This window comes from Bradyrhizobium sp. 35 (assembly GCF_023073215.1).
GTDB lineage: Bacteria > Pseudomonadota > Alphaproteobacteria > Rhizobiales > Xanthobacteraceae > Bradyrhizobium > Bradyrhizobium canariense_D.
This window is the reverse complement of the sequence record NZ_JADPJC010000056.1, coordinates 80,909-104,843: the sequence shown is the minus strand read 5'-3', so window position 1 is coordinate 104,843 and position 23,935 is coordinate 80,909. Positions and strand designations below refer to the sequence as shown.

Genomic DNA, 23,935 nt, shown 5'->3' with positions numbered 1-23,935 from the left:
AACACGACGGGAGGTATCGAGCACATCCGGACATGACATTGGCATTCCTCTGAGTCCTGCCGGGATCTGCCCGCGCGGGAGGACGGCTGGAACGCGACGCCGCGCAGCGGGCGTTCCACCGACCGGCATCTGGAAAATCTGAAATCGGCAAGCTTATGAAGAGCGAGGGACGATCATGATCAAGGTGAAGATCAATGGCCAGGAACAGAGCTGGGACGGCGACCCGGATCTCCCGCTACTCTGGTTCCTGCGCGACGAGGCCGGGCTGACCGGCACCAAGTTCGGCTGTGGCCAGGCCCTGTGTGGCGCCTGCACCGTTATCGTCGACAAGGAAGCCGTGCGCGCCTGCATCACGTCGATCAACGACGTCGCCGGCCGCGAGATCACGACGATCGAGGGACTGCATCCGAACGGCGATCACCCGGTGCAGAAGGCCTGGCGTCAGGTCAACGTACCCCAGTGCGGCTTCTGCCAGGCGGGCCAGATCATGCAGGCGGCTGCGCTGCTGATGGACAACCCGAAGCCGTCGCACGACCAGATCCGCGAGGCGATGTCCGGCAACATCTGCCGCTGCGGCTGCTACCAGCGCATCGAGAATGCGGTCCATCTCGCATCGACGGGAGTGTGACATGAATTTCATCGACAACCCGAAGAAGCTTCGTGGCTTCGAGAAGAACATCAAGGTCGAGAAGGTTTCGCGCCGCAGCATCCTGAAGGGGCTCGGCATCACCGGCGGCTTTGTGCTCGCGGCGCCCGTGATGTCGCGCCAGGCGTTCGCCTACGAGACCGGCGCCGGCAAGATGCCGCACGGCGTCGTGGTCGATCCGCGCGTATTCGTCGCGGTCGCGCCCGACGGCACCGTCACCATCCTCGCCCACCGCGCCGAGATGGGAACGGGCGTGCGCACCAGCCTGCCGCTGATCGTGGCCGAGGAGATGGAAGCCGACTGGTCACGGGTCAAGGTGGAACAGGCCCATGGCGACGAGGTCAAGTTCGGCAACCAGGACACCGACGGCTCGCGCAGCACGCGGCATTATCTGATGCCGATGCGCCAGATCGGTGCCTCCGCCCGTACCATGCTTGAGCAGGCCGCCGCGAAACGCTGGGGTGTGCCGGCAACCGAGGTCAAGGCCGTCAATCACGAAGTCGTCCACAGCGCGACGAGCCGCAAGCTCGGGTTCGGCGAGCTCGCAGCCGACGCTGCCAAGGAGTCGGTCCCGAGCATCGAAGGGCTCAAGCTGAAGGACCCCAAGGACTTCCGCTATCTCGGCAAGGGCCAGATCGGCATCGTCGATCTCCATGACATCACCACCGGCAAAGCGCGTTACGGCGCCGACGTGCGGCTGCCTGGCATGAAGTATGCCGTGATCGCGCGCCCGCCGGTGACCGGCGGCAAGTTGGTCTCGTTCGATCCGGACGCGGCGTTGAAGGTCCCGGGCGTGGAGAAGGTGATGGAGGTGCGCGGCTGGCCGTGGCCGTCGAAATTCCAGCCGCTCGGCGGCGTTGCCGTGATCGCGCGCAATACCGGCGCGGCGATCAAGGGTCGCGACGCGCTGAAGCTGACCTGGGACGATGGCGCCAACGGCAAATACGATTCCGTCGCCTACCGCAAGGAGCTCGAGGAGGCCTCGCGCAAGCCGGGCCTTGTGGTGCGCCAGGAAGGCGATGCCGAGGCTGCTCTGAAGGGCGCCGACAAGGTCGTCGTCGGCGAATATTATCTGCCGCATCTTGCTCATGTCAGCATGGAGCCGCCGGTGGCGGTCGCCGACGTCAAGGGTGACAAGGCGGAGATCTGGGCGCCGGTGCAAAGCCCGGGCGGTACGCGCGAGGACGTCGCGAAGACGCTCGGCATTCCCGAGGGCAATGTCACGGTCAACGTCACGCTGCTCGGCGGCGGTTTCGGCCGCAAGTCGAAATGCGACTTTGCGCTCGAGGCCGCGTTGCTGTCGAAGGAGCTCGGCGTACCCGTCAAGGTGCAGTGGACGCGCGAGGACGACGTCCGCCACGATTTCCTGCACACGGTCTCCGTGGAACGGATCGAGGCGGGGCTCGACAAGAGCGGCAAGGTGATCGCTTGGCGCCATCGCAGCGTGGCCCCGAGCATCGCCTCGACGTTCGCGGCGGGTGCAAAGCATGAGGCGCCCTTCGAGCTCGGCATGGGCCTCGTCGACATGCCGTTCGAGATCGCTAACATCTCCTGCGAGAACCCGGAAGCCGCGGCGTTCACCCGCATCGGCTGGTTCCGCTCGGTCTCGAACATCCCGCGCGCCTTCGCGGTCCAGTCGATGGTGGGCGAGATCGCCCATGCGACCGGCCGCGACCAGAAGGAGACGCTGCTCGCGCTGATCGGGAGCCCGCGCATCGTCAAGCCCGCCGTGAAGGACATGTGGAACTACGGCGAGCCCTTGGACAGCTATCCGATCGACACCGCGCGCCTGCGCAAGGTGGTCGAGCTGGTCGCCGAGAAGGGCGAATGGGGCCGTCAAGTGCCGAAGGGCCATGGCCTCGGCATCGCCGTGCACCGCAGCTTCGTCAGCTATATCGCGACCATCGTCGAGGTGGCCGTCGACGACAAGGGCAAGCTGGCGGTGCCGCGGGTGGACACCGCCATCGACTGCGGCACCTATGTCAACCCCGAGCGCATCGCCTCCCAGATCGAGGGCGCGGCGATCATGGGGCTCAGTCTCGCCAAATACGGCGAGATCACCTTCAAGGACGGCAAGGTGCAGCAGAAGAACTTCGACGACTTCCAGGTCCTCAGGATCGACGAATCCCCTGCGGTGACCAACGTCTACATCGTGCCGCCAGGACCCGACACGCCGCCGAGCGGCGTGGGCGAGCCTGGCGTCCCGCCATTCGCGCCGGCGCTGATGAACGCCATCTTCGCCGCGACCGGAAAGCGCATCCGCAGCCTTCCGCTCGGCAAGCAATTGGAAGCGTAAAGGCGGGAACACAAGGCGGCCTCGCGCCGTTTGCATCGATCTGACAGGAGCAGATCGATGACCCATATCCCAAAGGCGCTCGCAGTCTCGTTGCTGTCGAGCGCCTTTCTTTTGACGGCCACTGGCGCATACGCCCAGAGCAACACCACGCCGCCGACAACGGCGACGCGCCCCAGCACGCCGGACCAGAACTCGCTGCCCAACGCCAATGCCACGCCGCCCTCGACCACCCAGACTACCGGACAGCACAATCCCGATCCCAAGGTTCGCGAGATGAACCAGAAGGAAAAGGACAAGGTCGAGCGCGAGGGGAAGTAGCGATCTGAGCATCGGCGTTTTGACATCGCGAATATCGGCTCTACTTCTTCGCCGAAGCGCATCGATGTGCCCTCTTTCCTTGCGGGAGAGGGCAGCGACGCCAGTTGCCACGATCACGCGGTGGGGGGTATGCCTGCGCGGGTCCGCACATTGAGACGCGCGGATAGAACCCCTCATCCGGCGCTTCGCGCCACCTTCTCCCGCAGGGGAAGAAGGGACAACGCCCACGCAAAATGCGGCGGACGTTACCGTCCGCCGCATTTGCCCCCTGACACTCCGCTTCTTTCGATCCGCCAGCGGGGCCTATTTCTTCAGCGCGAACACCCAGATCACGCCGCCCTGCGGCACGTTGGCTTCGATGCCGATATTGTTGGTCACGAGGGCATCCTGGATGCGCTGCGCATCCACGCCCCATCCCGACTGGATCGCGATGTATTGCGTACCGTCGATCTCATAGGACACCGGCATGCCCATGATACCGGAATTGGTCTTCTGCTCCCACAGCAGCTCGCCACTCTTGGCGTTGAAGGCGCGGAAGTTGCGGTCGTTGGTGCCGCCCACGAAGACGAGATCGCCCGCGGTCGCCGTCACCGATCCGAACAGCTGCGATTTCGGGAAGTTGTGTTGCCACATCTTCTTGCCCGTAACGGGGTCCCAGGCCTGGAGCTCGCCGAAATGATCCGCCCCGGGCTTCGTCTTCAGCCCGATGTCCTCCGGCTTGGTGCCGAGCCAGAGTTCGCCGGGCTTGAGCGGAACCTTCTCGCCGGTGAACCCGCCGCAGAAATTCTCGTTGGCGGGCACGTAGACGAGGCCGGTCTTCTGGCTGTAGGCCGCCGAGGGCCAATCCTTGCCGCCCCACAGCGACGGACAGAACTCCACGCGCTTGCCGACCATCGGCTTGTGCGCGGGATCGACGACCGGCCTGCCACTCTCGGCGTCGATGCCCTTCCAGACGTCGGTAGAGACGAACGGCCAACCGGCGACGTAGTTGATCTTGGTCGGCGTGCGCTCGAGTATCCAGAAGATCGCATCGCGTCCCGGATGGACCAGACTCTTGATGTTGCGACCGTCGCGTTGCAGGTCGATCAACATCGGCGCTTCGACCTCATCCCAATCCCAGGAATCGTTCTGGTGATACTGATGATAGGTCTTGATCTTGCCGGTGTTCGGATCGAGCGCGAGCACCGACGAGGTATAGAGATTGTCGCCCGGATGCATCTCGCCGGGCCAGGGCGCGGCGTTGCCTACGCCCCAATAGATCGTCTTGGTGTCCTTGTCGTAATTGCCGGTCATCCAGGCCGAGCCGCCGCCGTTCTTCCAGTCCTCGCCCTGCCAGGTGTCGTGGCCGGGTTCGCCTTCGCCCGGAATCGTATAGGTCCGCCAGAGCTCCTTGCCGTCCTTGGCGTCATAGGCGGCGACATAGCCGCGCACGCCGAACTCGCCGCCGGAGCCGCCCACGATGACCTTGCCGTCGACGATCAGCGGCATCAGGGTCATGTACTGGCCCTTCTTGTAATCCTGAACCTTGGTGTCCCACACCACCTTGCCGGTCTTGGCGTCGAGCGCGACGACATGGTCGTCGGTAGTGGCCAGATAGAGCTTGTCCTCCCAGAGGCCGACGCCGCGACTGGTCGGATGCAACTGGAACAGGTCGTCGGGGAGCTGCCGCTTGTAGCGCCAATATTCGTCGCCGGTCTTGGCGTTCAGCGCGATCACCTGGCCCATCGGGGTCGCCACGAACATCACGCCGTTGTTGACGATCGGCGGCGCCTCGTGACCTTCGACCACGCCGGTCGCGAAAGTCCAGACCGGGGTGAGGTTCTTCACATTCGAGGTGTTGATCTGGTCGAGTGGGCTGTAGCCCTGCCCGTCATAGGTCCGCCGGTAAAGCATCCAGTTGGCGGGCTCCGGGTTTTCCAACCGCTGCGCGGTAACCGGCGCGTAGTTCTCGATCGGGCCTGACATGGCGGCGGTCGATGCAAGACACGTGAAGGCGACAAAGCCGGACAGTAACCATTGCTTCCTGGTCATGGACGTTCCCCTTTTATATCCGTTTGAATTCTTGTTTTGAATTCTTGTCGTTCGTCCCGTCGTCCGCCCATCGGCGGATGCGGCCTCTCGTGACGCGGGCACAACCCGCACGCCCATCATCCCGGCTGCGCGCCACCTACCTTTCCGATGAAGTTCCCGGCGACGCTGAGCGAGCCGTCAGCCAGCGCCAGCGGCAGCGCAGCGAGCCGTCGCGGCGCCGGCCCGAACACGACCTGCGCGCCCGCGCGAGGATCGTATTCGGAGTTGTGGCACATGCATTTGAGCACTTCCTTGTCGCCGACATCGCTCTTCACCCAGGCCGTGACAGGACAGCCGGCATGCGAGCAGATTGCCGAATAGGCGAGGATGCCGTCGACAGCGCGCGCTTTCGTCTGCTCGTCGAGCTCGGTGGGGTCAAGGCGGATGATCAGAATCTCATTGAGGCGCGAGGCGCTGCGCACGACCGATGTCTTCGGATCTTTCGGCCAGGCATGCACCGGCGGTCCGCCGGCCGACAGAGCGGCCGCGGTGACGGGCTTTCCCTCCTGATCGCCTTCGGAGAACACGAGCAGATCGCCCTTCTGAGGCCGTTCGTCGGAGCCGGGCGCATCCTCGCCCGCGTGGACCTGCGTGGAACAGGCGAGGCACGCCGTGGTGGCCAGCGCATTCATCAACAGCGCCCGCCGGGTTTGCTCCGTGCAGGCGTCAGCGTCGGATTCCGCTGTGTTGTCGGAGGATGAAGAGGATGTGTTGAACGATGCACGCGACATGCCCGCAAGCAGGCGCTGGAACTCTGCCGAAAAAAAGGCAAAGATTTTTTCCCGCAGTGCATCACATGGTTATGCTCGCACTGATTGAACGAGAACACGCGCATTTACGCGCATTTTTCTAATTGCAACGTCACGCTACGCGACCGGCATGATGATTTTGCAGATCAGATCAATGCTGCCGGTATTGGTGCAATGCGCCGACGCTCGGCGCCATCGGCGCGGCTGCGCATTTCTCAGGCAGGCGTTTTGTGTTCTAGGAGCGGAGCACGTGACGCGGCGCAGCGATGCGTCCGGCCAACGTTGCCGACGCCATCTCAAAACTGTCGGCGATGCGGCGCGCCCTGTCGATGAAGAGCGCGGCTGCCGGCGGCGGGCAGACCTCGCGTGCCGTCTGTTCGAACAAATCGAGCCAGCGGTCGAAATGATCCCCGATCAGGTTCAGTGGCATATGCGCCCGCATCGGTGAACCATGGTAGCGGCCGCTCATCAGCACGACCGACGACCAGAAATCCCGGAGCTTGGCCAGATGCTCGTCCCAATTCTGCACGTTCGCGAACACCGGCCCCAGCAGCTCATCCTCGCGGATGCGCCCGTAGAAGCGGGTCACGAGTTCCCCGATCATCTCTTCGGTGATCCCCGTGCGCTCGATTGCATCCTGGGTCAGCAAATTCCGCCGCGCGGTCGCAGCCTCGCGCTCGGCCTTCAGTCGATCCGACATGTCCCTTGTTATCCGTTCCGTTGTTCCCGCACGGCGCCCGTTCGACATTGTCGGGCCGATTGCGCGCGGCGTCTTTGTCGCAGCGCAAATCGCGGGGTCTGGCGGCGAGCACACTCAACGCCCGCCGCCCGCGCCGTTGTCAGGCGCTGTAGGTATAAAAGCCCTGCCCCGTCTTGCGGCCGAGATGGCCGGCATCGACCATTTCCTTGAGCAAGGGGGCCGGACGGTATTTGGGGTCGTTGAAGCCTTTGTAAAAGACCTCCATCACCGACAACATGGTGTCGAGCCCGACGAGATCGGCGAGCGCCAACGGGCCGATCGGATGGTTGCAGCCGAGCTTCATGCCGGCATCGATCTCTTCCGCCGTCGCAATCCCCTCCTGCAGCGCGAAGATCGCCTCGTTGATCATCGGACAAAGGATGCGGTTGACGGCAAAGCCCGGGCTGTTCTTGGCCGTGATCGCCACCTTGCCGACGCGCTTGGCCAAATCGAGCGCCTTGGCGTGGGTGTCGTCGGAGGTCTGCAAGCCGCGGATGAGCTCCAGCAGCGCCATAACTGGAACCGGATTGAAGAAGTGCATGCCGATGAATCGGTCGGGACGGTCGGTCGCCGCGGCGAGCTTCGTGATCGAGATCGACGAGGTGTTCGTGGCGAGCAGCGTGCGTGGCGACAGCGTCGCACAGAGATCCTTCAGGATCTTGACCTTGAGTTCCTCGTTCTCGGTCGCGGCCTCGATGACGAGATCGCAATCGACGAGCTTGGCGCGGTCGGTGGTGCCGGTGATGCGCTTGAGCGTGGCGTCGCGATCGCCCGCCGACATCTTCTCCTTCTTGACCAGGCGCTCGAGGCTGCCGCCAACCGTCGAAATCCCGCGGTTCACCGCCGCATCGGAAATATCGACCATCACGACCGAAAGCCCGGCCGCGGCACAGATCTGCGCGATGCCGTTCCCCATGGTGCCTGCCCCGATGATGCCAACGCTTTGGATCATTGCCTCAAATCCTTCATCCTTGCGGACGTGCCATGCCGGCCCGCCCCTTTGTTCCTGCATCAGGGTCTAGCACCGCCCCCGGGCGGGTGCGACCTGATCCTGTCCCTTCCTTAAAGCATCCAAGGCGGGAATAAAGCCGCCTTTCGGCCGCCACACGGCATGATTTGACGCCCCCGGCTGTTTGGCCCGGCCTATCCGCGGCATCCGTCTCCGTGAGCGCCGAGCGTTCGGGAGCACCGGGCTTGAGGTGGGCACAGCTCAACCGAGACGAAGCACCTTGCCCGGATTCATGATGTTCTTGGGATCGAGCGCCCGCTTGATCGTGCGCATGATGTCGAGCTCGGTCCGGGAACGGTAGTGCTGGAGCTCGTCGAGCTTTTCGATGCCGATGCCATGTTCCGCCGAGATCGAGCCGCCCATGAAGGTGACGAGGTCGTTGACGGCCCGTGTGATCGCCGCGGAATATTGGGAGAGCGTATCGCGGTCCATGCCCTTCGGGCCCATGAAGGAGAAGTGCACATTGCCGTCTCCGATGTGGCCGAGCGGATAGGGGCGGATCGCCGGCAGGATTGCGAGTACGGCCTCGAGACCGCTGTCGATGAACTCGGGAATCCTGGAGACCGCGACCGACACGTCGTAGCTCAAGCCCGGACCTTCGGTGCGCGATGCCTCGGCCACGCTCTCGCGAATCCGCCACATGTTGCGCGACTGCGCTTCGGTTTGCGCGATCACCGCATCCAGCACCCGGCCCGTCTCGAGTTGGTCGGCCAAGAACTGCTCCATCCTGTCCGACATGCCCGTGCCTCCGTCCTGCCGTGGCCGTGCCGATGACCATTCGAGAAGGAGATACCATTCCGTCTCAGCCTTGAGGGGATCCTGGGTGCCGGGAATGTGGCGCAGCACCATGTCGGTGCACGCACGGCTGATGAGCTCACAGGAGCCGACATTGTCATCGGAAGCGGCATGCGCCTCCGACAGAAGGTCGATGGCTGCCTTGGGATCGCGAATTGCGAGCCATGCCGTGCACACGTCTTTCGGCGCCGGCCAGAGTTTCAGCACCGCCTTGGTGATGATGCCGAGCGTCCCTTCGGCGCCCATGAACAGATGCTTGAGGTCATAGCCGGTGTTGTCCTTCTTGAGTGCGCGCAGGCCGTCCCAGATATCGCCGTTAGCCAGCACGACCTCGAGACCCAACACCAGATTTCGCGCATTGCCATAACGCAGCACCTGCACGCCGCCGGCATTGGTGGACAGATTACCTCCGATCATGCACGAGCCCTGAGCACCGAGGCTGAGCGGAAAGAGGCGGTCGTGGCGCGCGGCTGTGTCCTGAAGCGTCTCGAGGATGCAGCCCGCCTCCACAGTCATAGCATAGCCGACGGGATCGATATTCAGCACCTGGTTCATGCGACCAAGCGACAGCACGATGCCGCGGTGCATGGGCCACGGCGTGGCACCGCCCATCAGGCCGGTGTTGCCACCTTGCGGAACGATGGCAATGCCGTTGTCGTAGCAGAGCTTGACGACAGCGGAGACTTCCGCGGTGATGGCCGGACGCACGATCGCCGCGGCCTGCCCCGCCAGCGTGCCGCGCCAGTCGGTCACGAAGGGCAGCTTGTCCTGCTCGTCCACGATCAGGCCTTTGTCGCCGACGATGGCCCGCAAGCGGTCGAGAACGGCTGACGTCACCGGCGCGCTCGGAATCGAGGGGGCGGTGGGAAGGGCTGCACCCGGCATGTGTTCCTCTCTTTTCGGCCGTTGCGCGCCTTGGGGCGCGCCGGCCTTCGTTCTTTTTCATTCTGGGCGGTGGTGCAATGACCCTAGCATAGGGGTCGCGCTTGCGGGAACGTCTCCGGCAGTAAGCCTCGTGCGGATTTGCCTGCAATGCTGAACGCAGGCGCACTTCCACCGGGCTCCCGCATACCCTACTGTGCCCCGATCAAATTCGGATTGGAGCTCATGAGCCGTTTCTGGAGTCCAGTCGTCCACACGCTTTCGCCCTATGTCCCCGGCGAGCAGACCAAGCAGGACGGCATCGTCAAGCTCAATACCAACGAGAATCCCTACCCGCCCTCGCCGCGCGTGCTGGCGGCGATCGCATCGGCCGCGGAGCGGCTGCGCCTTTATCCCGATCCGCGCGCAACGCGCCTGCGCGAGGCCATCGCGGCCCATTGCGATGTGGCGCCCGAGCAAGTGTTCGTCGGCAACGGCTCCGACGAGGTGCTGGCCCACACCTTCCAGGCACTTCTGAAGCACGAACCACCGCTTCTATTCCCCGACGTCACCTACAGCTTCTACCCTGTCTATTGCGGCCTCTATGGAATAACGCATGACGAGGTGCCGCTCGATGCTGCGATGAGGATCGATATCTCCGACTACAGGCGACCATCGAGCGCCATCCTGCTCTGCAATCCGAACGCTCCAACCGGCATCGCCCTTCAGCGCGACGCCATCGCATGGCTGCTCGCCGAACAGCCGGACCGGCTGGTGGTGGTGGACGAGGCCTATGTCGATTTCGGCGCCGAGAGCGCCGTGCCGCTGGTTGCACGCCACGACAATCTGCTGGTTATCCAGACTTTCTCGAAGTCGCGCTCGCTCGCTGGCCTGCGGGTTGGTTTTGCCATCGGCCAACGACCGCTGATCGAAGCGCTGGAACGGGTGAAGGACAGCTTCAACTCCTATCCGCTCGATTGCCTCGCGATCGCCGGCGCCGTCGCCGCGATCGAGGACGACGGCTGGTTCCGAGACACCCGTGCCCGTATCATCGCAAGCCGCGAAACCTTGGCCCGCGATCTCAGACAACTCGGCTTCGATGTGCTGCCGTCGCTCGCCAACTTCGTTTTCGCGCGCCATCGAAGCCGGAGCGGAGCAGATCTCGCGGCAGCGCTTCGCCAGCGTGGCGTTCTGGTCCGGCATTTCGGAAAGCCGCGCATCGAGGACTTTCTGCGCATCACGATCGGAACGGAGGCCGAGTGTGCCCGGCTCGTTGAAGTGCTGCGCGGCTTGATCTGAGCCCCGACCGTCCCCGCATCGGGCAAAAGATGAGGCCGAACGCCACCTCGTACCCATGCCGCGCAAGGCTTTGATTTCCGGTCAAATTCGGGTTACCAAACCGCTCCGCCGCTGCCTTGCACGACGCTGCCCTCAGGGAAATATACGTGAATCACCCCCGCAGTCCCGAAATCGGCGCACCCGAGGCATCGTGGCGGGCGCCGAAGCTCGGGCACGGATGAACGACTTCGCGCGATCCATCGGCGCCGCATTCACACTGATCGGCGAGGCCGACGCAGAGCTTTTGGGCATCGTCGGGCTGTCGGTGCGCGTCAGCCTGACTGCCAGCATCCTCGCGCTTCTGATCGGGGCGCCGTTCGGGGCGCTGCTTGCGATCACCCGGTTCCGTGGGCGGCAGGTCATCATCGTCCTGACCAATGCCTTGCTTGGCCTTCCGCCGGTCGTGGTCGGGCTCGCGCTCTATCTTCTGCTGTCGCGCTCGGGCCCGCTCGGGGCCGCCGGCCTGTTGTTCACGCCGGCGGCCATGGTGGTCGCGCAGACGCTGCTCGCCACACCGATCGTGGTCGCACTGGTGCACCGGCCGGCGAGCCTGCTGTGGGCGGAGTATGGCGACCTCGCACGGATCGACGGGCTGTCAACGCTACGCAGCATCGGCTTGCTGTTCGCGCTGGGCCGGACCTCGCTGCTGACGGCCTTTCTCGCAGCCTTCGGGCGCGCGATCGCCGAGGTCGGCGCCATCCTCATCGTCGGTGGCAATATTCGCGGTTTCACGCGCACGATGACGACCGCGATCGCGCTGGAGACCAGCAAGGGCGACCTGCCGCTGGCGCTCGGGCTCGGGCTGATCCTGCTCGCACTCAGCGTCGCAGTGTCGACCGTCGCCTTCCTGCTAGTGGGACGCGTTGGGGAAAAATAGCTGCTCGCCCCCGACCTTGTAGCCCGCGATGGCCTCCTGCCCCCCAGGAGAGATCAGCCAGTCGACGAAGGCCTGCCCGTCCCGCGCCTTCACGTTCGAATGCTTGGCCGGATTGACCAGCATGACGCCGTACTGGTTGAACAGCCGCTTGTCGCCTTCGGTGAGGACGGCAAGGTCGCCGCGGTTCTTGAATGACAACCAGGTGCCGCGGTCCGACAGCAGATAGGCGTTCGACGACGACGCCATGTTCAGTGCTGGACCCATGCCCTGGCCAATCTCGCGATACCAGCCGTCCTTGGCGGCACCGAGGTCGATGCCTGCCTCCTTCCACAGCCGCAGTTCGGCCGCGTGCGTGCCGGACTTGTCGCCGCGCGAGATGAACGGCGCCTTCACGGCCGCGATCTTGCGCAGCGCCTCGGCCACATCCTTGCCGCCGGCGATCTTGGCGGGATCGCTCTTCGGCCCGACAATGACGAAGTCGTTGTACATGACGTCGAAGCGCTTCACGCCCTCGCCTTCGGACATGAACTTGTCTTCGGCAGGCCTGTCATGGACGAACACGACATCTGCATCGCCGCGCCGCCCGATGTCGAGCGCCTGACCCGTACCGACGGCAACGACCTTCACGTCAACGTCTCTGGCCTTCGAGAACAGCGGCAGCAAGTAACCGAACAGCCCCGACTGTTCCGTCGACGTCGTCGAGGCCACAGTAATGGTGCGCTCCTGTGCGAACGCGATGGTGGACCAGAGCAGAACCGCTCCGAGAGTCATTATCCTTTTCATGCCTCGTCCTTACACAAGATGCTCGATGTTCCAAACTTTACCGTCGATAGAGCTGTACAGGGAACCTCGACAGCGCCGCAATGCGCTTGGTCATGAGCCTCGCGGCGCTCCTAAGTGAGGAACGTCCGCTCCGCGCGCAAGTTGTCGTCAAGGCAACCCAGGAGGAAACCAGATGAAGAAGATCATTTTGGCATCCGCGTGCATCATGGCGCTGGCGACCGGCGGCGCCTTTGCGCAGACACAACCCGCCCCAGGCGCATCCGGCCAGGGCGACGTTGGCCCTTCGTCGCGGGGCCCCGCGACCAAGGGCATGACAACCGGCGCGTCGTCGAACATGCAGAACGAGGCCGCCGACAGCAAGGGCAAGCAGACCCCGTCGGCCGGCGGCAGCAACACCAATAACATGGGCAGCCAGGCCGGCGGCGGCGCTGGCTCCGGCTCCGGCGCCGGAAAGTAGGCCGGTATCGATCGAAAATCCTGGAGAGGGGCGATCGTCCCCTCTCCAGAACCTTTGTGCCGTCAAAGCTTGTCGATGTCATGTGCGAAGGTGTTGGTGTCGAACGAAGCGTATTGGCGGGGCTGCACCTTGGTTACAGTCACGCCGGCTAAATCGCAGCCGCGCGCCCTGAAGGCGTGGATGTTCTGCAATTGGTCCTACCTACATTGACATCAGTGTGACAGCCGGGGATTTTTACATTGCTGGCGAATCAGCGATGGCCTCAAGCCGAGTACCTCTTGGACAACTCCCAGTGCTTTCGAGACTGATATCGTTGCTGCGCCGCATCGCCGCGGTGAAATGGGCGTTCACCCGGCTTCGCCCCGCGCCGCACGGTGGCAGCATCGACGTCACGCCTGACGCAGTAGACGCCTCACCCGCCATTGTTGCAGAAATTGCAGATACGGCTCCGGCTCTCGACACCAGCATCAACGCGGATACGTCGCACTGCGACGTCCCGGTCGCGGCTTCAGCCGCCGAAGACAACACCTCCAGCCCTGTCATCGCGGAGAGCCCGTCGGAAACGCCAGCCGATGTCAGCGGCAGCGACGATTCATCCCAGGAGACGCCGACGGAAGTCGAGCCGATCGTCGTGGAAGTTTCGGTCGCGACTATCGACGTCGTGCGCGAAGCGGTCGACGTCCCCGAACTCATCATCAACAGCGATCCAACTTCCGAACTTTCGGCCGACGTTGAGCCCGTTGTGGCGGAGAAGGCCTCTTCTGTCGATGTCGAGGTCGTCACGGTTGACGCCATCGCTCTGGTCGTCGACGTGGATACTTCCTCGACTCTCGACGACACGTGTGTCGCGTTCGCCGATCGCGACATCTCGCCGGAGCATGTCCCTGAGGATAGCATCGAGAGCGATCCTTCCCCCGGCGCCGCGGAAGACTCCACCGAGACGCTCGGCGTCGTCACAACTATCGAGCCAGCTCCGGCCCTCGTGTCTCCGGCTCCGGAGATCCCGTATGCACCGAAAGCTCGCGTGAGAGCCGCAGAGCCCGCCGACCGCGCCGCGCTAATCCGGCAGCGCTGGGCGGAGACCGGGATCAGGATGTGGAATCCCCGCCTCCACGGCGCCGATGATGCCACGCTGAACATCCAGGGCAGCGTCGGGCTGCTGCCGCCCGCGCCCGGCGAGACGATGCCGCGCTACGACAAGCTGGAATTCCGGATGCTCGGCGGACAGATCGTCTGCGAAGGCGTGATTGTCGAAGCCCCCGCGCATGCAAGCCAGCGCAGTTTTACACGGCTCGCCGAGCCGGGGAAACCCGATCCGGTCCGCGAATTAATGCGGGAACGCCAGGCCGCTCTCGCCTGACCCTTTATTCCAGTGACGAGCAGCCCATATGCTAGGCTAACGCCCTGAATTTGGGAGATCGCATGCCCGCAAGATCGTTGCGACTGGTCGTGATTGTCGTCCTCTGCGTCTCGCAAGGAGCCTTCGCCGCATCCAGTAAACGCCATGCGCCCACGACCGATCAGGCCTCACCCTACAAGGCCGACCGCCTCTCCTTTTCGCGCGGAGAGACGATCCTCAACACGCCCGGCCAGACCACCGTGCTGACGCGAGAGGTCCTCGACGACAAGAACGCGACGAGCCTCAAGGACGCCATGCGCTCGACCGCCGGCGTGACGATCGGGCGCTAGGCTACTTTCGCTCAGGGGATAGGATAGCCCTTCCAGACCCACTCCAGCGCCGACGGCAGCGTCTGCGCGATCGTGGGACGGTCGACGTGCTTGGCGTTGCGGACGAACAGAAACTGATAGTGGTAGCCCTTCTCCGCGAGCACCTTGGCCATCAGCGCGTTGGAGAGGGTCCAGTCGTGCATGCCATCGGGAATGGTGGGGTTCGGATAGAACAGGTCCTGGTCGCCGCCGAAGAACCAGAACCGGATCGGCTTGGTCGGCGCGGCGACGATCAGCGGCAGGCCGGGCGGCTCGGCCGGCGTGAGCACGCCCGCCTTGGAGATGAGATGGGGTGTGGCTGGCCCCGTCCATGCGCTGTGATACTCCCAGGCACCGCCGCGCAGCGACGGGTCGTGCGGCCATTGCTGGTTGACCATGGTCGGCGAGAACGCCAGCACGCGGTGATAGAGATCCGGATAGAACCACGCCATGGTGAAGGCGGCCACACCGCTCGAACTCAGCCCCATGGTCGCACGCCCATCGGGATTTCTGGTCAGCTTGACATCGGCGTTCTTTTCGACCAGCGGCAGCACTTCACGCTCGACGAACTGCGCGTAGGCACCTGACACCGCGTCATATTCGCGGCCACGCTGACTGCCCTGCGCGTCCTGCCCGCCATTGCCGATCTGAATCGCGATCATCGGCGGCACGCGGCGCTGCGCGATCAGATTGTCGAGCGTGACGGCGAGGTCCTTGTAGGCGTTGGAGCCGCCGTCGCCGACCACGATGAACGGCGCCTCGCTGCCGCGCACATATTGCGCCGGCACATAGACGTCGATGGTGCGCGACCAGACGCCGGGATGGCTGGTGGTGACGATCATGTGCGACTTGTCGTCCGGCGCCGTGACGGTCGTCATGATCGAGGAATTGGTGCAGCCGGCGGCGTCATCGCGGATCAGGCCAGGATTGTAGATGGTGCTCTCCTTCGACGACAGCGTGAAGGACTTTGTCGTCCCACGCGGCACGCCCTCCTTCGCGATCGTCTCCGGCGCAGGATTGTGGGTGGGACCGATGATGAAATTGCCCTCGGCACCCGGTGGCGGCAGCGTTCCGTCAGGAAGCTCTGTGGCGCGTGGATAATTGGGATTGGATGGATCGCGCGTCGGAGGCGCCGTCTTGAAGTCAAGACCCGTCGTATCAATGAAGAACGGGCCCGCCTTGTCGGTGGTGTTGGCCCCAGGCGGCACGGCCATGTTCTGGGTGACGCAGGCCGGCTGCGAGAAGGCAATCGAAGTGAAGGAGACGACGGAAATCAGCGTCCCCGCAAGGACGGAGAATGATTTGGTCATTTCAGCTCCCGATACCGACGAGTCTTTCTGGCTCGCCTTGGCGCAAAGTATGACGAGCCGACTGTGCGCGGTCAAACCTCAGCCGGCCGCGTTGCGGCTATGGCCGCCATGCTCAAAACGGGCAGGCACGGTTACTCCAGGCCGGCTGGGATGCGACTTCATCCAGGGCTACTACTTCGCAAAGCCCATGCACGGCGACGCGATCGACGAGTATCTCGCAAAGGAACGCCAGCGCCTCGGCAGCGCCGAAGCCAGGGTCGTGGCCTAAGTCGCGCCTAGCGCAGGCTCGGCAGGTCGAGCCCTTTGTCGCGGGCGCAGTCGATCGCGGTGTCGTAGCCCGCGTCGGCGTGGCGCATGACGCCGCTGGCAGGGTCGTTCCAGAGCACGCGCGCGATCCGCTTCGCCGCTTCCGGCGTACCGTCGGCGACGATCACCATGCCGGCATGCTGGGAATAGCCGATGCCGACGCCGCCACCGTGATGCAGCGACACCCAGGTCGCGCCGCTGGCGCAATTGAGCAGGGCGTTGAGCAAGGGCCAGTCGGACACAGCGTCCGACCCGTCCTTCATCGCTTCGGTTTCGCGGTTGGGGCTCGCCACTGAACCGCTGTCGAGATGATCGCGGCCAATCACGATGGGTGCCTTCAATTCGCCGCGCGCCACCATCTCATTGAAGGCAAGGCCCAGGCGATCGCGATCGCCGAGCCCGACCCAGCAGATCCGCGCCGGCAGGCCCTGGAACTTGATGCGCTCCCTGGCCATGTCGAGCCAATTGTGCAGATGCTTGTCGTCAGGCATCAGCTCCTTGACCTTGGCGTCGGTCTTGAAGATGTCCTCGGGATCGCCCGACAGCGCGGCCCAGCGGAACGGCCCGACGCCGCGGCAGAACAAGGGACGGATATAGGCGGGAACGAAGCCGGGAAAATCGAAGGCATTCTTCAGGCCCATGTCCTGCGCCATCTGGCGAATATTGTTGCCATAGTCGAGGGTCGGAATGCCCAGTGCATGGAAATCCAGCATGGCCTGGACGTGCTCAACCATCGAGGTCTTCGAGGCGCGCTCCACGGCCTTGGGGTCGGCAGCGCGCTTGGCTTCCCACTCGGCGAGCGTCCAGCCCTTCGGCAAATAGCCGTTGATCGGATCGTGCGCGCTGGTCTGATCGGTGACGATGTCGGGCCTGACGCCACGGCGGACCAGCTCGGGAAAAATCTCCGCGGCATTGCCGAGCAGGCCGACCGAGACCGCCTTCTTCGTCTTCGCTGCGTCGGCCATGATCGCAAGCGCCTCGTCCAGCGTTGCGGCCTGGCGATCGAGATACCCGGTGCGCAGACGCATCTCGATGCGGCTCGGCTGGCATTCGACCGCCAGCATCGAGGCCCCGGCCATGGTCGCAGCCAGCGGCTGCGCGCCGCCCATGCCGCCGAGACCGGCCGTCAGAATCCATTTGCCGGCGAGGCTGCCGCCATAGTGGCGGCGGCCAACTTCAACGAAGGTTTCGTAGGTGCCCTGCACGATGCCCTGGCTGCCGATATAGATCCAGGAACCCGCCGTCATCTGGCCGTACATCATCAGGCCCTTGCGATCGAGCTCGTTGAAATGATCGAGCGTCGCCCAGTGCGGCACGATGTTGGAATTCGCGATCAGGACGCGCGGCGCGTCGGCATGAGTGCGGAACACGCCAACCGGCTTGCCGGACTGGACCAGCAGCGTCTGGTCGTCCTCGAGCTCGCGCAGCGAAGCAACGATCCGGTCAAAGCTCTCCCAGTCGCGCGCGGCGCGGCCGATGCCGCCATAGACGACGAGCTCGCTCGGACGTTCTGCAACGTCGGGATCGAGATTGTTCATGAGCATGCGCAAGGGAGCTTCGGTCAACCAGCTCTTGGCGCTGATTTCGCTGCCGCGGGGCGCGCGGATGGTGCGGTCGTTGTCCAGTCGGCGGTTCATGCGGAACACCTCGTCAGGCAAGTGTCGGAAACGGGTCAGTTGACAGTACGGCGAGCGCCGCAGCCGGCAGCGCGTCGGCTTCGACCAGCGCTGCAGCCCTGGCGAGATCGCCGGCCATGTAGCGGTCGGCGCCGAGCTGCGGCACCTGCTCGCGCAGTGCGGCGATGACGGCGGCGAGCGGCGCGCTGGTCGCATGCGGCGCGCGCAGCGTGATGCCTTGGGCGGCGACCAGCAGCTCAATGCCCAGGATGGTGGCGAGATTGTCCGCCATGTCAGACAGGCGCCGTGCAGCATGCGCGGCCATCGAGACATGGTCTTCCTGGTTGGCGCTGGTCGGCGTCGAATCGATCGAGCACACGGCCGCGCGCTGCTTGTTCTCGGCATAGAGTGCGGCCGCCGTCACCTCGGCGATCATGAAGCCGGAATTGATACCGGGATCGGGAGTGAGGAACGGCGGCAGGCCGAAATTGAGCGCGGGATCGACCAGCGTCGCGATGCGCCGCTCGCTGATCGCACCGATTTCCGACAGCGCCAGCGCGATGGTATCCGCGGCAAAAGCCACCGGTTCGGCATGGAAGTTGCCGCCGGAGACGATCTCGCCGGTCTCGACCAGGACAAGCGGATTATCGGTGACGGCATTGGCCTCGATAATCAGCGTCCGCGCCGCCTGCAGGATCAGGTCGAGCGCCGCGCCTGCGACCTGCGGCTGGCAGCGCAGGCAATAGGGGTCCTGCACGCGCTCGTCGCCTTCGAGATGCGACAGGCGGATGTCGCTGCCGTCGAGCAGCGCCATCAAGGTTGCCGCGGCCGCGATCTGTCCCGAATGGCCGCGCAGCGCCTGGATTTCGGGGCGGAACGGCGCCGTCGAAGCCATCGCGGCATCGACCGACAGCGCGCCGGTGACGAGCGCGGCGCGGGCCAGGCGAAATGCGCGCAGCACGCCGGAGACGGCGTAGGCAGTGGAGAATTGCGTGCCGTTGATCAGCGCGAGCCCTTCCTTGGGACTGAGCGTCAGTGGCGGTAGGCCGGCTGCGGCGAGCGCGTCGCTGCCTGATACGCTCTTGCCGTCGACGAACGCCTGTCCTTCGCCGATCATCACAGCGGTCATATGCGCGAGCGGCGCGAGATCGCCAGAAGCACCGACCGAACCCTGCTGCGGCACCAGCGGTGAGACGCGCCGCGCCAGCATGGCCTGCAGCTGCTCGATCACCTCGCGGCGCACGCCGGAAGCACCGCGCCCGAGCGAGATGATCTTCAGCGCCATCATCAGCCGGACAATCGGCTCGGGCGTCGCCGCACCGACGCCGCAGCAATGCGAGACGATGAGATTGCGCTGGAGCAGCGCGGTCTGGTCAGGTGGAATCCGCTTCGACGCCAGCTTCCCGAAGCCGGTGTTGATCCCGTACACGGGGACGTCGGCTCGCGCAGCCCTTGCAACGATCCCCGCGGCCGCGTCGACGCGCGGCCAGAACGAGGGATCGAGAACGACAGATGCGCCTTCGAGCACGCGCGCGAGATCGTCGAGGCTAACCGTTCCCGGCTTGACGACGATCGCTGTGCTCTCCTCCATCACTGTCCCCTCCACACCCGGCGGTGAAGCGGATTGAAGCCGATACGGTACACCAGCTCGGCGGGGCGATCGATGTCCCAGATCGCAAGGTCGCACCATTTGCCGGCCTCTAACGTGCCGGTATCATTGAGCACGCCGAGCGCTCGCGCGCCTTCGCGGGTGACACCCACAAGGCACTCGGCCACATTCATCCGGAACAGCGTCGCGCCCATGTTCATGGCGAGCAGCAGCGAGGTCAGCGGCGAGCTGCCCGGATTGCAGTCGGTCGCGAGCGCCATGGCAACGCCGTGCTTGCGGAACGCCTCGACCGGCGGTTTTTGCGTCTCGCGGATGAAGTAGAAGGCGCCGGGCAGAAGCACGGCCACCGTTCCGGCCTTCGCTATCGCCGCTGCACCGGCTTCGTCGGTGTGCTCGAGGTGATCGGCCGAGAGCGCCGAGAATTTTGCGGCGAGCGCAGCCCCGCCGAGGTTCGAGAGCTGGTCAGCATGCAGCTTAACCGGAAGTCCGAGCCGCCTCGCCGTCTCGAACACCCGCCCCGTCTGCTCGCCGGAAAATGCGATCCCCTCCATGAAGGCATCGACGGCATCGGCGAGGCCCGCCTTCGCGACCGCCGGCAACATCTCCCTGCAGACGAGATCGATGTAGCGATCCTTGTCGCCATCGGCCTCTGGCGGCAGCGCATGCGCGCCGAGAAACGACGTGCGGATCGCGACCGGCCGCTGACGGCCCAGGCTTCGCGCGGCGGCCAGCTGCCGCATCTCGGTCTCGGTGTCCAAGCCGTAGCCGGACTTGATCTCGACCGTGGTGGCACCCTCGGCAATCAGCGCATCGAGCCGCGGCAGCGCGTGTGCTACGAGCTCGGCCTCGCTTGCCTTGCGCGTCGCGGCCACTGTCGAGACGATACCGCCGCCGGCGCGCGCGATCTCTTCGTAGCTCGCGCCCTTCAGGCGCAGCTCGAACTCATGGGCGCGGTTACCGCCATAGACCAGATGGGTGTGACAGTCGACGAGACCGGGCGTGATCCAGCGCCCTCCGCAATCGATCCGGTCGGCTGCATCGGCGCTCGCCGGAAAATCGGTCTGCGAACCCGCATAAGCGATACGGCCGCCGCGCGCGGCGATCACGCCGTGCTCGATCTCACCGAGATCGGGACCATCGGCCCGCATCGTGGCGAGCCGGGCGTTATGCCAGATCCGGTCGAAGCGTTCTGCCATGCAACTGTCCCTTCGCGTGGGATGCTTGACTTATATGTCTAGACATATAATCGTGTCGCGGTTCTGTCCAGCCGGCATGGAAACATGACACGACTGCATTTCGCCTCCGCGCTCCTGCCCTCGGGCTGGGCCAATGACGTGCAGGTGGTGATCACCGCCGGCGCGATCGCCGAGGTGACGCCGGGCATGGCGCCGGTCTCCGGCGATGAACGCCACGACATCGCGTTTCCGGGACTTGCGAGCCTGCACAGCCACGCTTTCCAGCGCGGCATGGCGGGTCTCGCGGAACTGCGCGGCGATAGCACCGACACCTTCTGGACCTGGCGCGAGACGATGTACCGCTTCGCGCTGGCGATGACGCCTGACGACGTCGCAGCGGTCGCGACACTGCTTTATGTCGAGATGTTGGAGCAGGGTTTTACCCGCGTCGGCGAATTCCATTATCTGCATCATGATCGCGACGGCTCGCCCTACGCCGACATCGGCGAAATGGCCGCACGCATCGCGCAGGCCGCCGAAGCTTCGGGTATTGCGCTGACGCTGCTGCCGAGTTTTTATGCGCATGGCTCATTTGGGGGCGCAGCACCGCATGCCGGCCAGCGCCGCTTCATCTGTACGGTTGATCAATTTTCCGCACTGATGGCTGCCTCGCGCAAGGCGATTGAACGACTGCCGGGCGCGAATATCGGCATCGCGCCGCACAGTTTGCGCGCGGTGACGCCGGCCGAGCTTGCACCGATCATTCCACTCGCGGAGGGCGGCCCGGTGCACATTCATGCCGCCGAGCAGGTGAAGGAAGTCGAGGATTGCCTGGCGTGGTCCGGACGACGTCCGGTGCAATGGTTGCTGGAGCACGCACCCGTCGATCAACGCTGGTGCCTCATTCACGCCACCCACACCACGGACGAGGAAGTCCGCGCCTTCGCTAGGACCGGTGCGGTCGCCGGCCTCTGCCCCATCACCGAGGCAAGCCTTGGTGATGGCATTTTCCCGGCGCGCGAATTCGTCGGTGCCGGCGGTGCCTTTGGCGTCGGCACGGATTCCAATGTGCTGGTCGGCGTCGCCGACGAGCTGCGTCAGCTCGAATATGGCCAACGGCTCAAGCACCGTGAACGCAACGTGCTCTCTGCCGGCGCAGGCCGCTCGACGGGACGCGCCCTGTTCGATCATGCGCTTGCAGGCGGTGCGCGGGCACTAGCCCAGATGTCAGTCGGTCTGACGCCAGGTGCACGCGCCGACATCGTCACGCTCGACATCACGCATCCCTCGCTGGCGGGGCGCGCGCGCGATGCCGCCATCGACGGCTGGATCTTCGCTGGGGGCAACGGCGCGATCGATTGCGTCTGGGCCGGCGGCGACAAGGTCGTCGAAGGCGGGCGGCACAGACTGCGCCAGGCCGCGCGCGAACACTTCAACGCATCGGTGCGGAGGCTCGTCGCATGAGCCTCGCCACAGATGCCGGCGACAAGCCGACGCTCTACAAGCGGATCCGCGCCGATATCGAGAAGCGCATTCTGACCGGCGAGTGGCCGCCCGGGCATCGCATCCCGTTCGAGCACGAACTGGTGGCGCGTTACGGCTGCTCGCGCATGACCGTGAACAAGGCGCTGTCGGAGCTCGCGCAAGCCGACCTGATCGAGCGGCGGCGACGTGCCGGCTCCTTCGTGCGACGCCCGCAACATCAATCCGCCGTGCTCAAGATCGCCGACATGCGCGCCGAGATCACCGCGCTCGGGCGCGCTTACGGCTACGAGCTGATCGGCCGCAAGCTCCGCGCCGCAACGGCTGCCGACCGCGACCGCCTCGGCGTCAAGAAGGCCGGCAAGGTCGTCGCGATCACCTGCCGCCACAGCGCCGACAACGTGCCGTTCGCCGTCGAGGACCGGCTGATCGATCTCGCGTCGGTGCCGGATGCGGCGGCCGCGGATTTTTCGCGTGAGCCGCCCGGCTCGTGGCTGCTTCACCATGTGCCATGGACAGAGGCCGAGCATACGATCAGCGCTATCGTTGCGGACGATCGCACGGCCGAAGCGCTCGACATCGCCGTCGGCGCGCCCTGCCTCGTGATCGACCGCTATACCTGGCGCAGCGCGCGCACGATCACCGCCGTGCGGCTGCTCTATCCCGGTGACTCTCACCGCCTTGTCGCCCGATTCAAGGGAGGCTGAGAGGACGATGTCGGCACAAATCGTGCAAAGCTTCGGGCAACGGTCCGCGAGGACCGACCAAGATCAACAGGACGTCAATCCATCGATCGGCAAGAGGACGACAATCATGCGTAGTTCGAAAGTATTTGCGGCAGTCATTGCACTTGCGGTCTCCACCCCCGTGCTCGCCGACGACGTCAAGGTCGGCGTCGGCATTTCCGGATGGACCGGGTTCGCGCCGCTGACGCTGGCGAAGGAAGCCGGCATTTTCAAGAAGAACGGCCTCGACGTCACCATCAAGAAGATTCCGCAGAAGGATCGCCATCTCGCGATCGCGTCCGGCGACGTCCAGTGCGCGGCGACCACCGTGGAGACCTGGATCTCCTGGAACGCCAACGGCGTCGCGACCAAGCAGATCTTCCAGCTCGACAAGAGCTACGGCGCCGACGGCATGGCCGTGCGCAACGAGCTTGCCGCGATCAAGGATCTGAAGGGCAAGACGGTTGCTGCTTCCGCGCCCGGTACCTCGCCCTATTTCGCGCTGGCCTGGATGCTCAAGAAGAACGGCTTGTCGGTGAAGGACGTCACTGTCGTGAACCTCGAGCCGGCGGCGGCGGCACAGGCCTTTGTCTCCGGCCAGAACGATGCCGCGATGACCTATGAGCCGTATCTGTCGACGGTTCGTGCCGCCCCCGACAAGGGCAAGATCATCGCGACCACGCTCGACTATCCGATGGTCATGGACACGTTCGGCTGCACGCCGAAATTCCTCACCGAGAACCCGAAGGCCGCCAAGGCGCTCGCCGACAGCTATTTCGAGGCCCTCGACATGATCGCCAAGGACCAGGCCAAGCCCTACGAGATCATGGGTGCCGACGTGAAGCAGAGCGGCGAGGCGTTCGGCAACTCGGCAAAATATCTGCGCTGGCAGGACAAGGCCGCGAACCAGAAATTCTTCGCCGGCGATTTCCTGACCTTCAACAAGGAGGCCGCCGACCTCCTGCTCGAGATCGGGATCATCAAGGCCGCGCCGAAGGTCGAGGATCTCTTCGACGCCAGCTATATCAAGTAAATCTCCCAGGAGCCGCCGGCCCCGTCTCGCCGCG

22 protein-coding genes are annotated in these 23,935 nt (G+C 64.7%); 12 read left to right on the top strand and 10 right to left on the bottom strand.

Annotated features, from left to right (window positions below):
* Positions 1-175: 175 nt before the first annotated feature.
* The 3 genes from IVB36_RS12280 to IVB36_RS12270 are packed head-to-tail and all read left to right on the top strand — an operon-like array spanning position 176 to position 3,260.
* Positions 176-628, top strand: a complete 453-nt coding sequence (locus tag IVB36_RS12280) for a (2Fe-2S)-binding protein (RefSeq protein ID WP_007601363.1) — start codon at positions 176-178, stop codon at positions 626-628.
* A 1-nt stretch (position 629) separates the two neighbouring features.
* Positions 630-2,942, top strand: a complete 2,313-nt coding sequence (locus IVB36_RS12275) for a molybdopterin cofactor-binding domain-containing protein (protein ID WP_085384846.1) — start codon at positions 630-632, stop codon at positions 2,940-2,942.
* 57 nt (positions 2,943-2,999) lie between these two features.
* Complete coding sequence (locus IVB36_RS12270) at positions 3,000-3,260, top strand: hypothetical protein (protein WP_018460310.1); 261 nt, start codon at positions 3,000-3,002, stop codon at positions 3,258-3,260.
* Positions 3,261-3,563: 303 nt separating this feature from the next.
* Here the strand turns inward: IVB36_RS12270 and IVB36_RS12265 are convergent, their stop codons facing one another.
* The 5 genes from IVB36_RS12265 to IVB36_RS12245 form a co-directional block, all read right to left on the bottom strand.
* Positions 3,564-5,291, bottom strand: coding sequence for a methanol/ethanol family PQQ-dependent dehydrogenase (locus IVB36_RS12265; protein ID WP_247368967.1), 1,728 nt, complete (start codon positions 5,289-5,291; stop codon positions 3,564-3,566).
* Positions 5,292-5,407: 116 nt separating this feature from the next.
* Positions 5,408-6,061 carry a Rieske (2Fe-2S) protein gene (locus IVB36_RS12260; RefSeq protein ID WP_018460312.1) on the bottom strand — a complete coding sequence of 218 codons (654 nt, stop codon included), beginning with the start codon at positions 6,059-6,061 and terminating at the stop codon, positions 5,408-5,410.
* A 253-nt stretch (positions 6,062-6,314) separates the two neighbouring features.
* The gene (locus IVB36_RS12255; RefSeq protein ID WP_247295107.1) at positions 6,315-6,779 is read right to left on the bottom strand and encodes a group III truncated hemoglobin; all 465 of its coding nucleotides are present in this window, start codon (positions 6,777-6,779) and stop codon (positions 6,315-6,317) included.
* A gap of 139 nt (positions 6,780-6,918) precedes the next feature.
* Positions 6,919-7,770 carry a 3-hydroxybutyryl-CoA dehydrogenase gene (locus IVB36_RS12250; protein WP_018460315.1) on the bottom strand — a complete coding sequence of 284 codons (852 nt, stop codon included), beginning with the start codon at positions 7,768-7,770 and terminating at the stop codon, positions 6,919-6,921.
* A 258-nt stretch (positions 7,771-8,028) separates the two neighbouring features.
* Positions 8,029-9,507, bottom strand: a complete 1,479-nt coding sequence (locus IVB36_RS12245) for an FAD-binding oxidoreductase (protein WP_026233998.1) — start codon at positions 9,505-9,507, stop codon at positions 8,029-8,031.
* Positions 9,508-9,729: 222 nt separating this feature from the next.
* On the opposite strand from IVB36_RS12245, the gene hisC reads away from it, so the two are divergent.
* Positions 9,730-10,782 (top strand): histidinol-phosphate transaminase, encoded by a 1,053-nt coding sequence (gene hisC / locus IVB36_RS12240; protein ID WP_026233999.1) that lies wholly within the window; start codon positions 9,730-9,732, stop codon positions 10,780-10,782.
* A 217-nt stretch (positions 10,783-10,999) separates the two neighbouring features.
* Positions 11,000-11,698: an ABC transporter permease gene (locus tag IVB36_RS12235; RefSeq protein WP_018460318.1), complete on the top strand. Its 699-nt coding sequence runs from the start codon at positions 11,000-11,002 to the stop codon at positions 11,696-11,698.
* Here the strand turns inward: IVB36_RS12235 and IVB36_RS12230 are convergent.
* Positions 11,672-12,481: a substrate-binding domain-containing protein gene (locus tag IVB36_RS12230; protein WP_026234000.1), complete on the bottom strand. Its 810-nt coding sequence runs from the start codon at positions 12,479-12,481 to the stop codon at positions 11,672-11,674. The two genes, IVB36_RS12235 and IVB36_RS12230, sit on opposite strands and share 27 nt — an antisense overlap.
* 172 nt (positions 12,482-12,653) lie before the next feature.
* On the opposite strand from IVB36_RS12230, the gene IVB36_RS12225 reads away from it, so the two are divergent.
* The 3 genes from IVB36_RS12225 (at position 12,654) to IVB36_RS12215 (ending at position 14,627) form a co-directional block, all read left to right on the top strand.
* A complete protein-coding gene (locus IVB36_RS12225) occupies positions 12,654-12,938 on the top strand; it encodes a hypothetical protein (protein ID WP_018460320.1) in 285 nt (94 codons plus the stop codon).
* Between the two features lie 292 nt (positions 12,939-13,230).
* Positions 13,231-14,298: a hypothetical protein gene (locus IVB36_RS12220; RefSeq protein WP_157643161.1), complete on the top strand. Its 1,068-nt coding sequence runs from the start codon at positions 13,231-13,233 to the stop codon at positions 14,296-14,298.
* A 62-nt stretch (positions 14,299-14,360) separates the two neighbouring features.
* Complete coding sequence (locus IVB36_RS12215; RefSeq protein WP_018460323.1) at positions 14,361-14,627, top strand: Plug domain-containing protein; 267 nt, start codon at positions 14,361-14,363, stop codon at positions 14,625-14,627.
* Positions 14,628-14,638: 11 nt separating this feature from the next.
* Here the strand turns inward: IVB36_RS12215 and IVB36_RS12210 are convergent, their stop codons facing one another.
* Positions 14,639-15,955: an alpha/beta hydrolase-fold protein gene (locus IVB36_RS12210; RefSeq protein WP_247295114.1), complete on the bottom strand. Its 1,317-nt coding sequence runs from the start codon at positions 15,953-15,955 to the stop codon at positions 14,639-14,641.
* On the opposite strand from IVB36_RS12210, the gene IVB36_RS12205 reads away from it, so the two are divergent.
* Positions 15,948-16,223, top strand: a complete 276-nt coding sequence (locus IVB36_RS12205) for a hypothetical protein (protein ID WP_083926599.1) — start codon at positions 15,948-15,950, stop codon at positions 16,221-16,223. The genes IVB36_RS12210 and IVB36_RS12205 overlap by 8 nt on opposite strands.
* A 7-nt stretch (positions 16,224-16,230) precedes the next feature.
* Here the strand turns inward: IVB36_RS12205 and hutU are convergent, their stop codons facing one another.
* Genes hutU through hutI form a run of 3 tightly spaced genes read right to left on the bottom strand, consistent with a single transcriptional unit; the run spans position 16,231 to position 20,682 of the window.
* Positions 16,231-17,898, bottom strand: a complete 1,668-nt coding sequence (gene hutU, locus IVB36_RS12200; RefSeq protein ID WP_026234001.1) for a urocanate hydratase — start codon at positions 17,896-17,898, stop codon at positions 16,231-16,233.
* Between the two features lie 13 nt (positions 17,899-17,911).
* On the bottom strand, positions 17,912-19,468 hold the full coding sequence (hutH, locus tag IVB36_RS12195; protein WP_018460325.1) for a histidine ammonia-lyase: 1,557 nt from the start codon (positions 19,466-19,468) through the stop codon (positions 17,912-17,914).
* The gene (gene hutI / locus IVB36_RS12190; protein WP_018460326.1) at positions 19,468-20,682 is read right to left on the bottom strand and encodes an imidazolonepropionase; all 1,215 of its coding nucleotides are present in this window, start codon (positions 20,680-20,682) and stop codon (positions 19,468-19,470) included. The genes hutH and hutI overlap by 1 nt, the downstream gene beginning before the upstream one ends.
* A gap of 84 nt (positions 20,683-20,766) precedes the next feature.
* Between hutI and IVB36_RS12185 the strand changes: the two genes are divergently transcribed.
* The 3 genes from IVB36_RS12185 to IVB36_RS12175 all read left to right on the top strand — a co-directional run bounded on the left by IVB36_RS12185 (position 20,767) and on the right by IVB36_RS12175 (position 23,901).
* Positions 20,767-22,125: a formimidoylglutamate deiminase gene (locus IVB36_RS12185; RefSeq protein ID WP_018460327.1), complete on the top strand. Its 1,359-nt coding sequence runs from the start codon at positions 20,767-20,769 to the stop codon at positions 22,123-22,125.
* Positions 22,122-22,850 carry a histidine utilization repressor gene (hutC, locus tag IVB36_RS12180; protein ID WP_018460328.1) on the top strand — a complete coding sequence of 243 codons (729 nt, stop codon included), beginning with the start codon at positions 22,122-22,124 and terminating at the stop codon, positions 22,848-22,850. Before IVB36_RS12185 ends, hutC begins: the two co-directional genes overlap by 4 nt.
* 106 nt (positions 22,851-22,956) lie before the next feature.
* The gene (locus IVB36_RS12175; protein ID WP_247391530.1) at positions 22,957-23,901 is read left to right on the top strand and encodes an ABC transporter substrate-binding protein; all 945 of its coding nucleotides are present in this window, start codon (positions 22,957-22,959) and stop codon (positions 23,899-23,901) included.
* The last annotated feature ends 34 nt before the right edge of the window (positions 23,902-23,935 follow it).

What these genes read in the sequence shown, in the direction of transcription:
- hisC (WP_026233999.1), top strand. Translation starts at nt 9,730, where the DNA reads ATGAGCCGTTTCTGGAGTCCAGTCGTCCACACGCTTTCGCCCTATGTC.
- IVB36_RS12210 (WP_247295114.1), bottom strand. Translation starts at nt 15,955, where the DNA reads ATGACCAAATCATTCTCCGTCCTTGCGGGGACGCTGATTTCCGTCGTC.
- hutH (WP_018460325.1), bottom strand. Translation starts at nt 19,468, where the DNA reads ATGGAGGAGAGCACAGCGATCGTCGTCAAGCCGGGAACGGTTAGCCTC.
- IVB36_RS12225 (WP_018460320.1), top strand. Translation starts at nt 12,654, where the DNA reads ATGAAGAAGATCATTTTGGCATCCGCGTGCATCATGGCGCTGGCGACC.
- hutU (WP_026234001.1), bottom strand. Translation starts at nt 17,898, where the DNA reads ATGAACCGCCGACTGGACAACGACCGCACCATCCGCGCGCCCCGCGGC.
- IVB36_RS12275 (WP_085384846.1), top strand. Translation starts at nt 630, where the DNA reads ATGAATTTCATCGACAACCCGAAGAAGCTTCGTGGCTTCGAGAAGAAC.
- IVB36_RS12280 (WP_007601363.1), top strand. Translation starts at nt 176, where the DNA reads ATGATCAAGGTGAAGATCAATGGCCAGGAACAGAGCTGGGACGGCGAC.
- IVB36_RS12255 (WP_247295107.1), bottom strand. Translation starts at nt 6,779, where the DNA reads ATGTCGGATCGACTGAAGGCCGAGCGCGAGGCTGCGACCGCGCGGCGG.
- hutI (WP_018460326.1), bottom strand. Translation starts at nt 20,682, where the DNA reads ATGGCAGAACGCTTCGACCGGATCTGGCATAACGCCCGGCTCGCCACG.
- IVB36_RS12270 (WP_018460310.1), top strand. Translation starts at nt 3,000, where the DNA reads ATGACCCATATCCCAAAGGCGCTCGCAGTCTCGTTGCTGTCGAGCGCC.
- IVB36_RS12245 (WP_026233998.1), bottom strand. Translation starts at nt 9,507, where the DNA reads ATGCCGGGTGCAGCCCTTCCCACCGCCCCCTCGATTCCGAGCGCGCCG.
- IVB36_RS12265 (WP_247368967.1), bottom strand. Translation starts at nt 5,291, where the DNA reads ATGACCAGGAAGCAATGGTTACTGTCCGGCTTTGTCGCCTTCACGTGT.
- hutC (WP_018460328.1), top strand. Translation starts at nt 22,122, where the DNA reads ATGAGCCTCGCCACAGATGCCGGCGACAAGCCGACGCTCTACAAGCGG.
- IVB36_RS12235 (WP_018460318.1), top strand. Translation starts at nt 11,000, where the DNA reads ATGAACGACTTCGCGCGATCCATCGGCGCCGCATTCACACTGATCGGC.
- IVB36_RS12230 (WP_026234000.1), bottom strand. Translation starts at nt 12,481, where the DNA reads ATGAAAAGGATAATGACTCTCGGAGCGGTTCTGCTCTGGTCCACCATC.
- IVB36_RS12175 (WP_247391530.1), top strand. Translation starts at nt 22,957, where the DNA reads ATGCGTAGTTCGAAAGTATTTGCGGCAGTCATTGCACTTGCGGTCTCC.
- IVB36_RS12250 (WP_018460315.1), bottom strand. Translation starts at nt 7,770, where the DNA reads ATGATCCAAAGCGTTGGCATCATCGGGGCAGGCACCATGGGGAACGGC.
- IVB36_RS12185 (WP_018460327.1), top strand. Translation starts at nt 20,767, where the DNA reads ATGACACGACTGCATTTCGCCTCCGCGCTCCTGCCCTCGGGCTGGGCC.
- IVB36_RS12215 (WP_018460323.1), top strand. Translation starts at nt 14,361, where the DNA reads ATGCCCGCAAGATCGTTGCGACTGGTCGTGATTGTCGTCCTCTGCGTC.
- IVB36_RS12260 (WP_018460312.1), bottom strand. Translation starts at nt 6,061, where the DNA reads ATGTCGCGTGCATCGTTCAACACATCCTCTTCATCCTCCGACAACACA.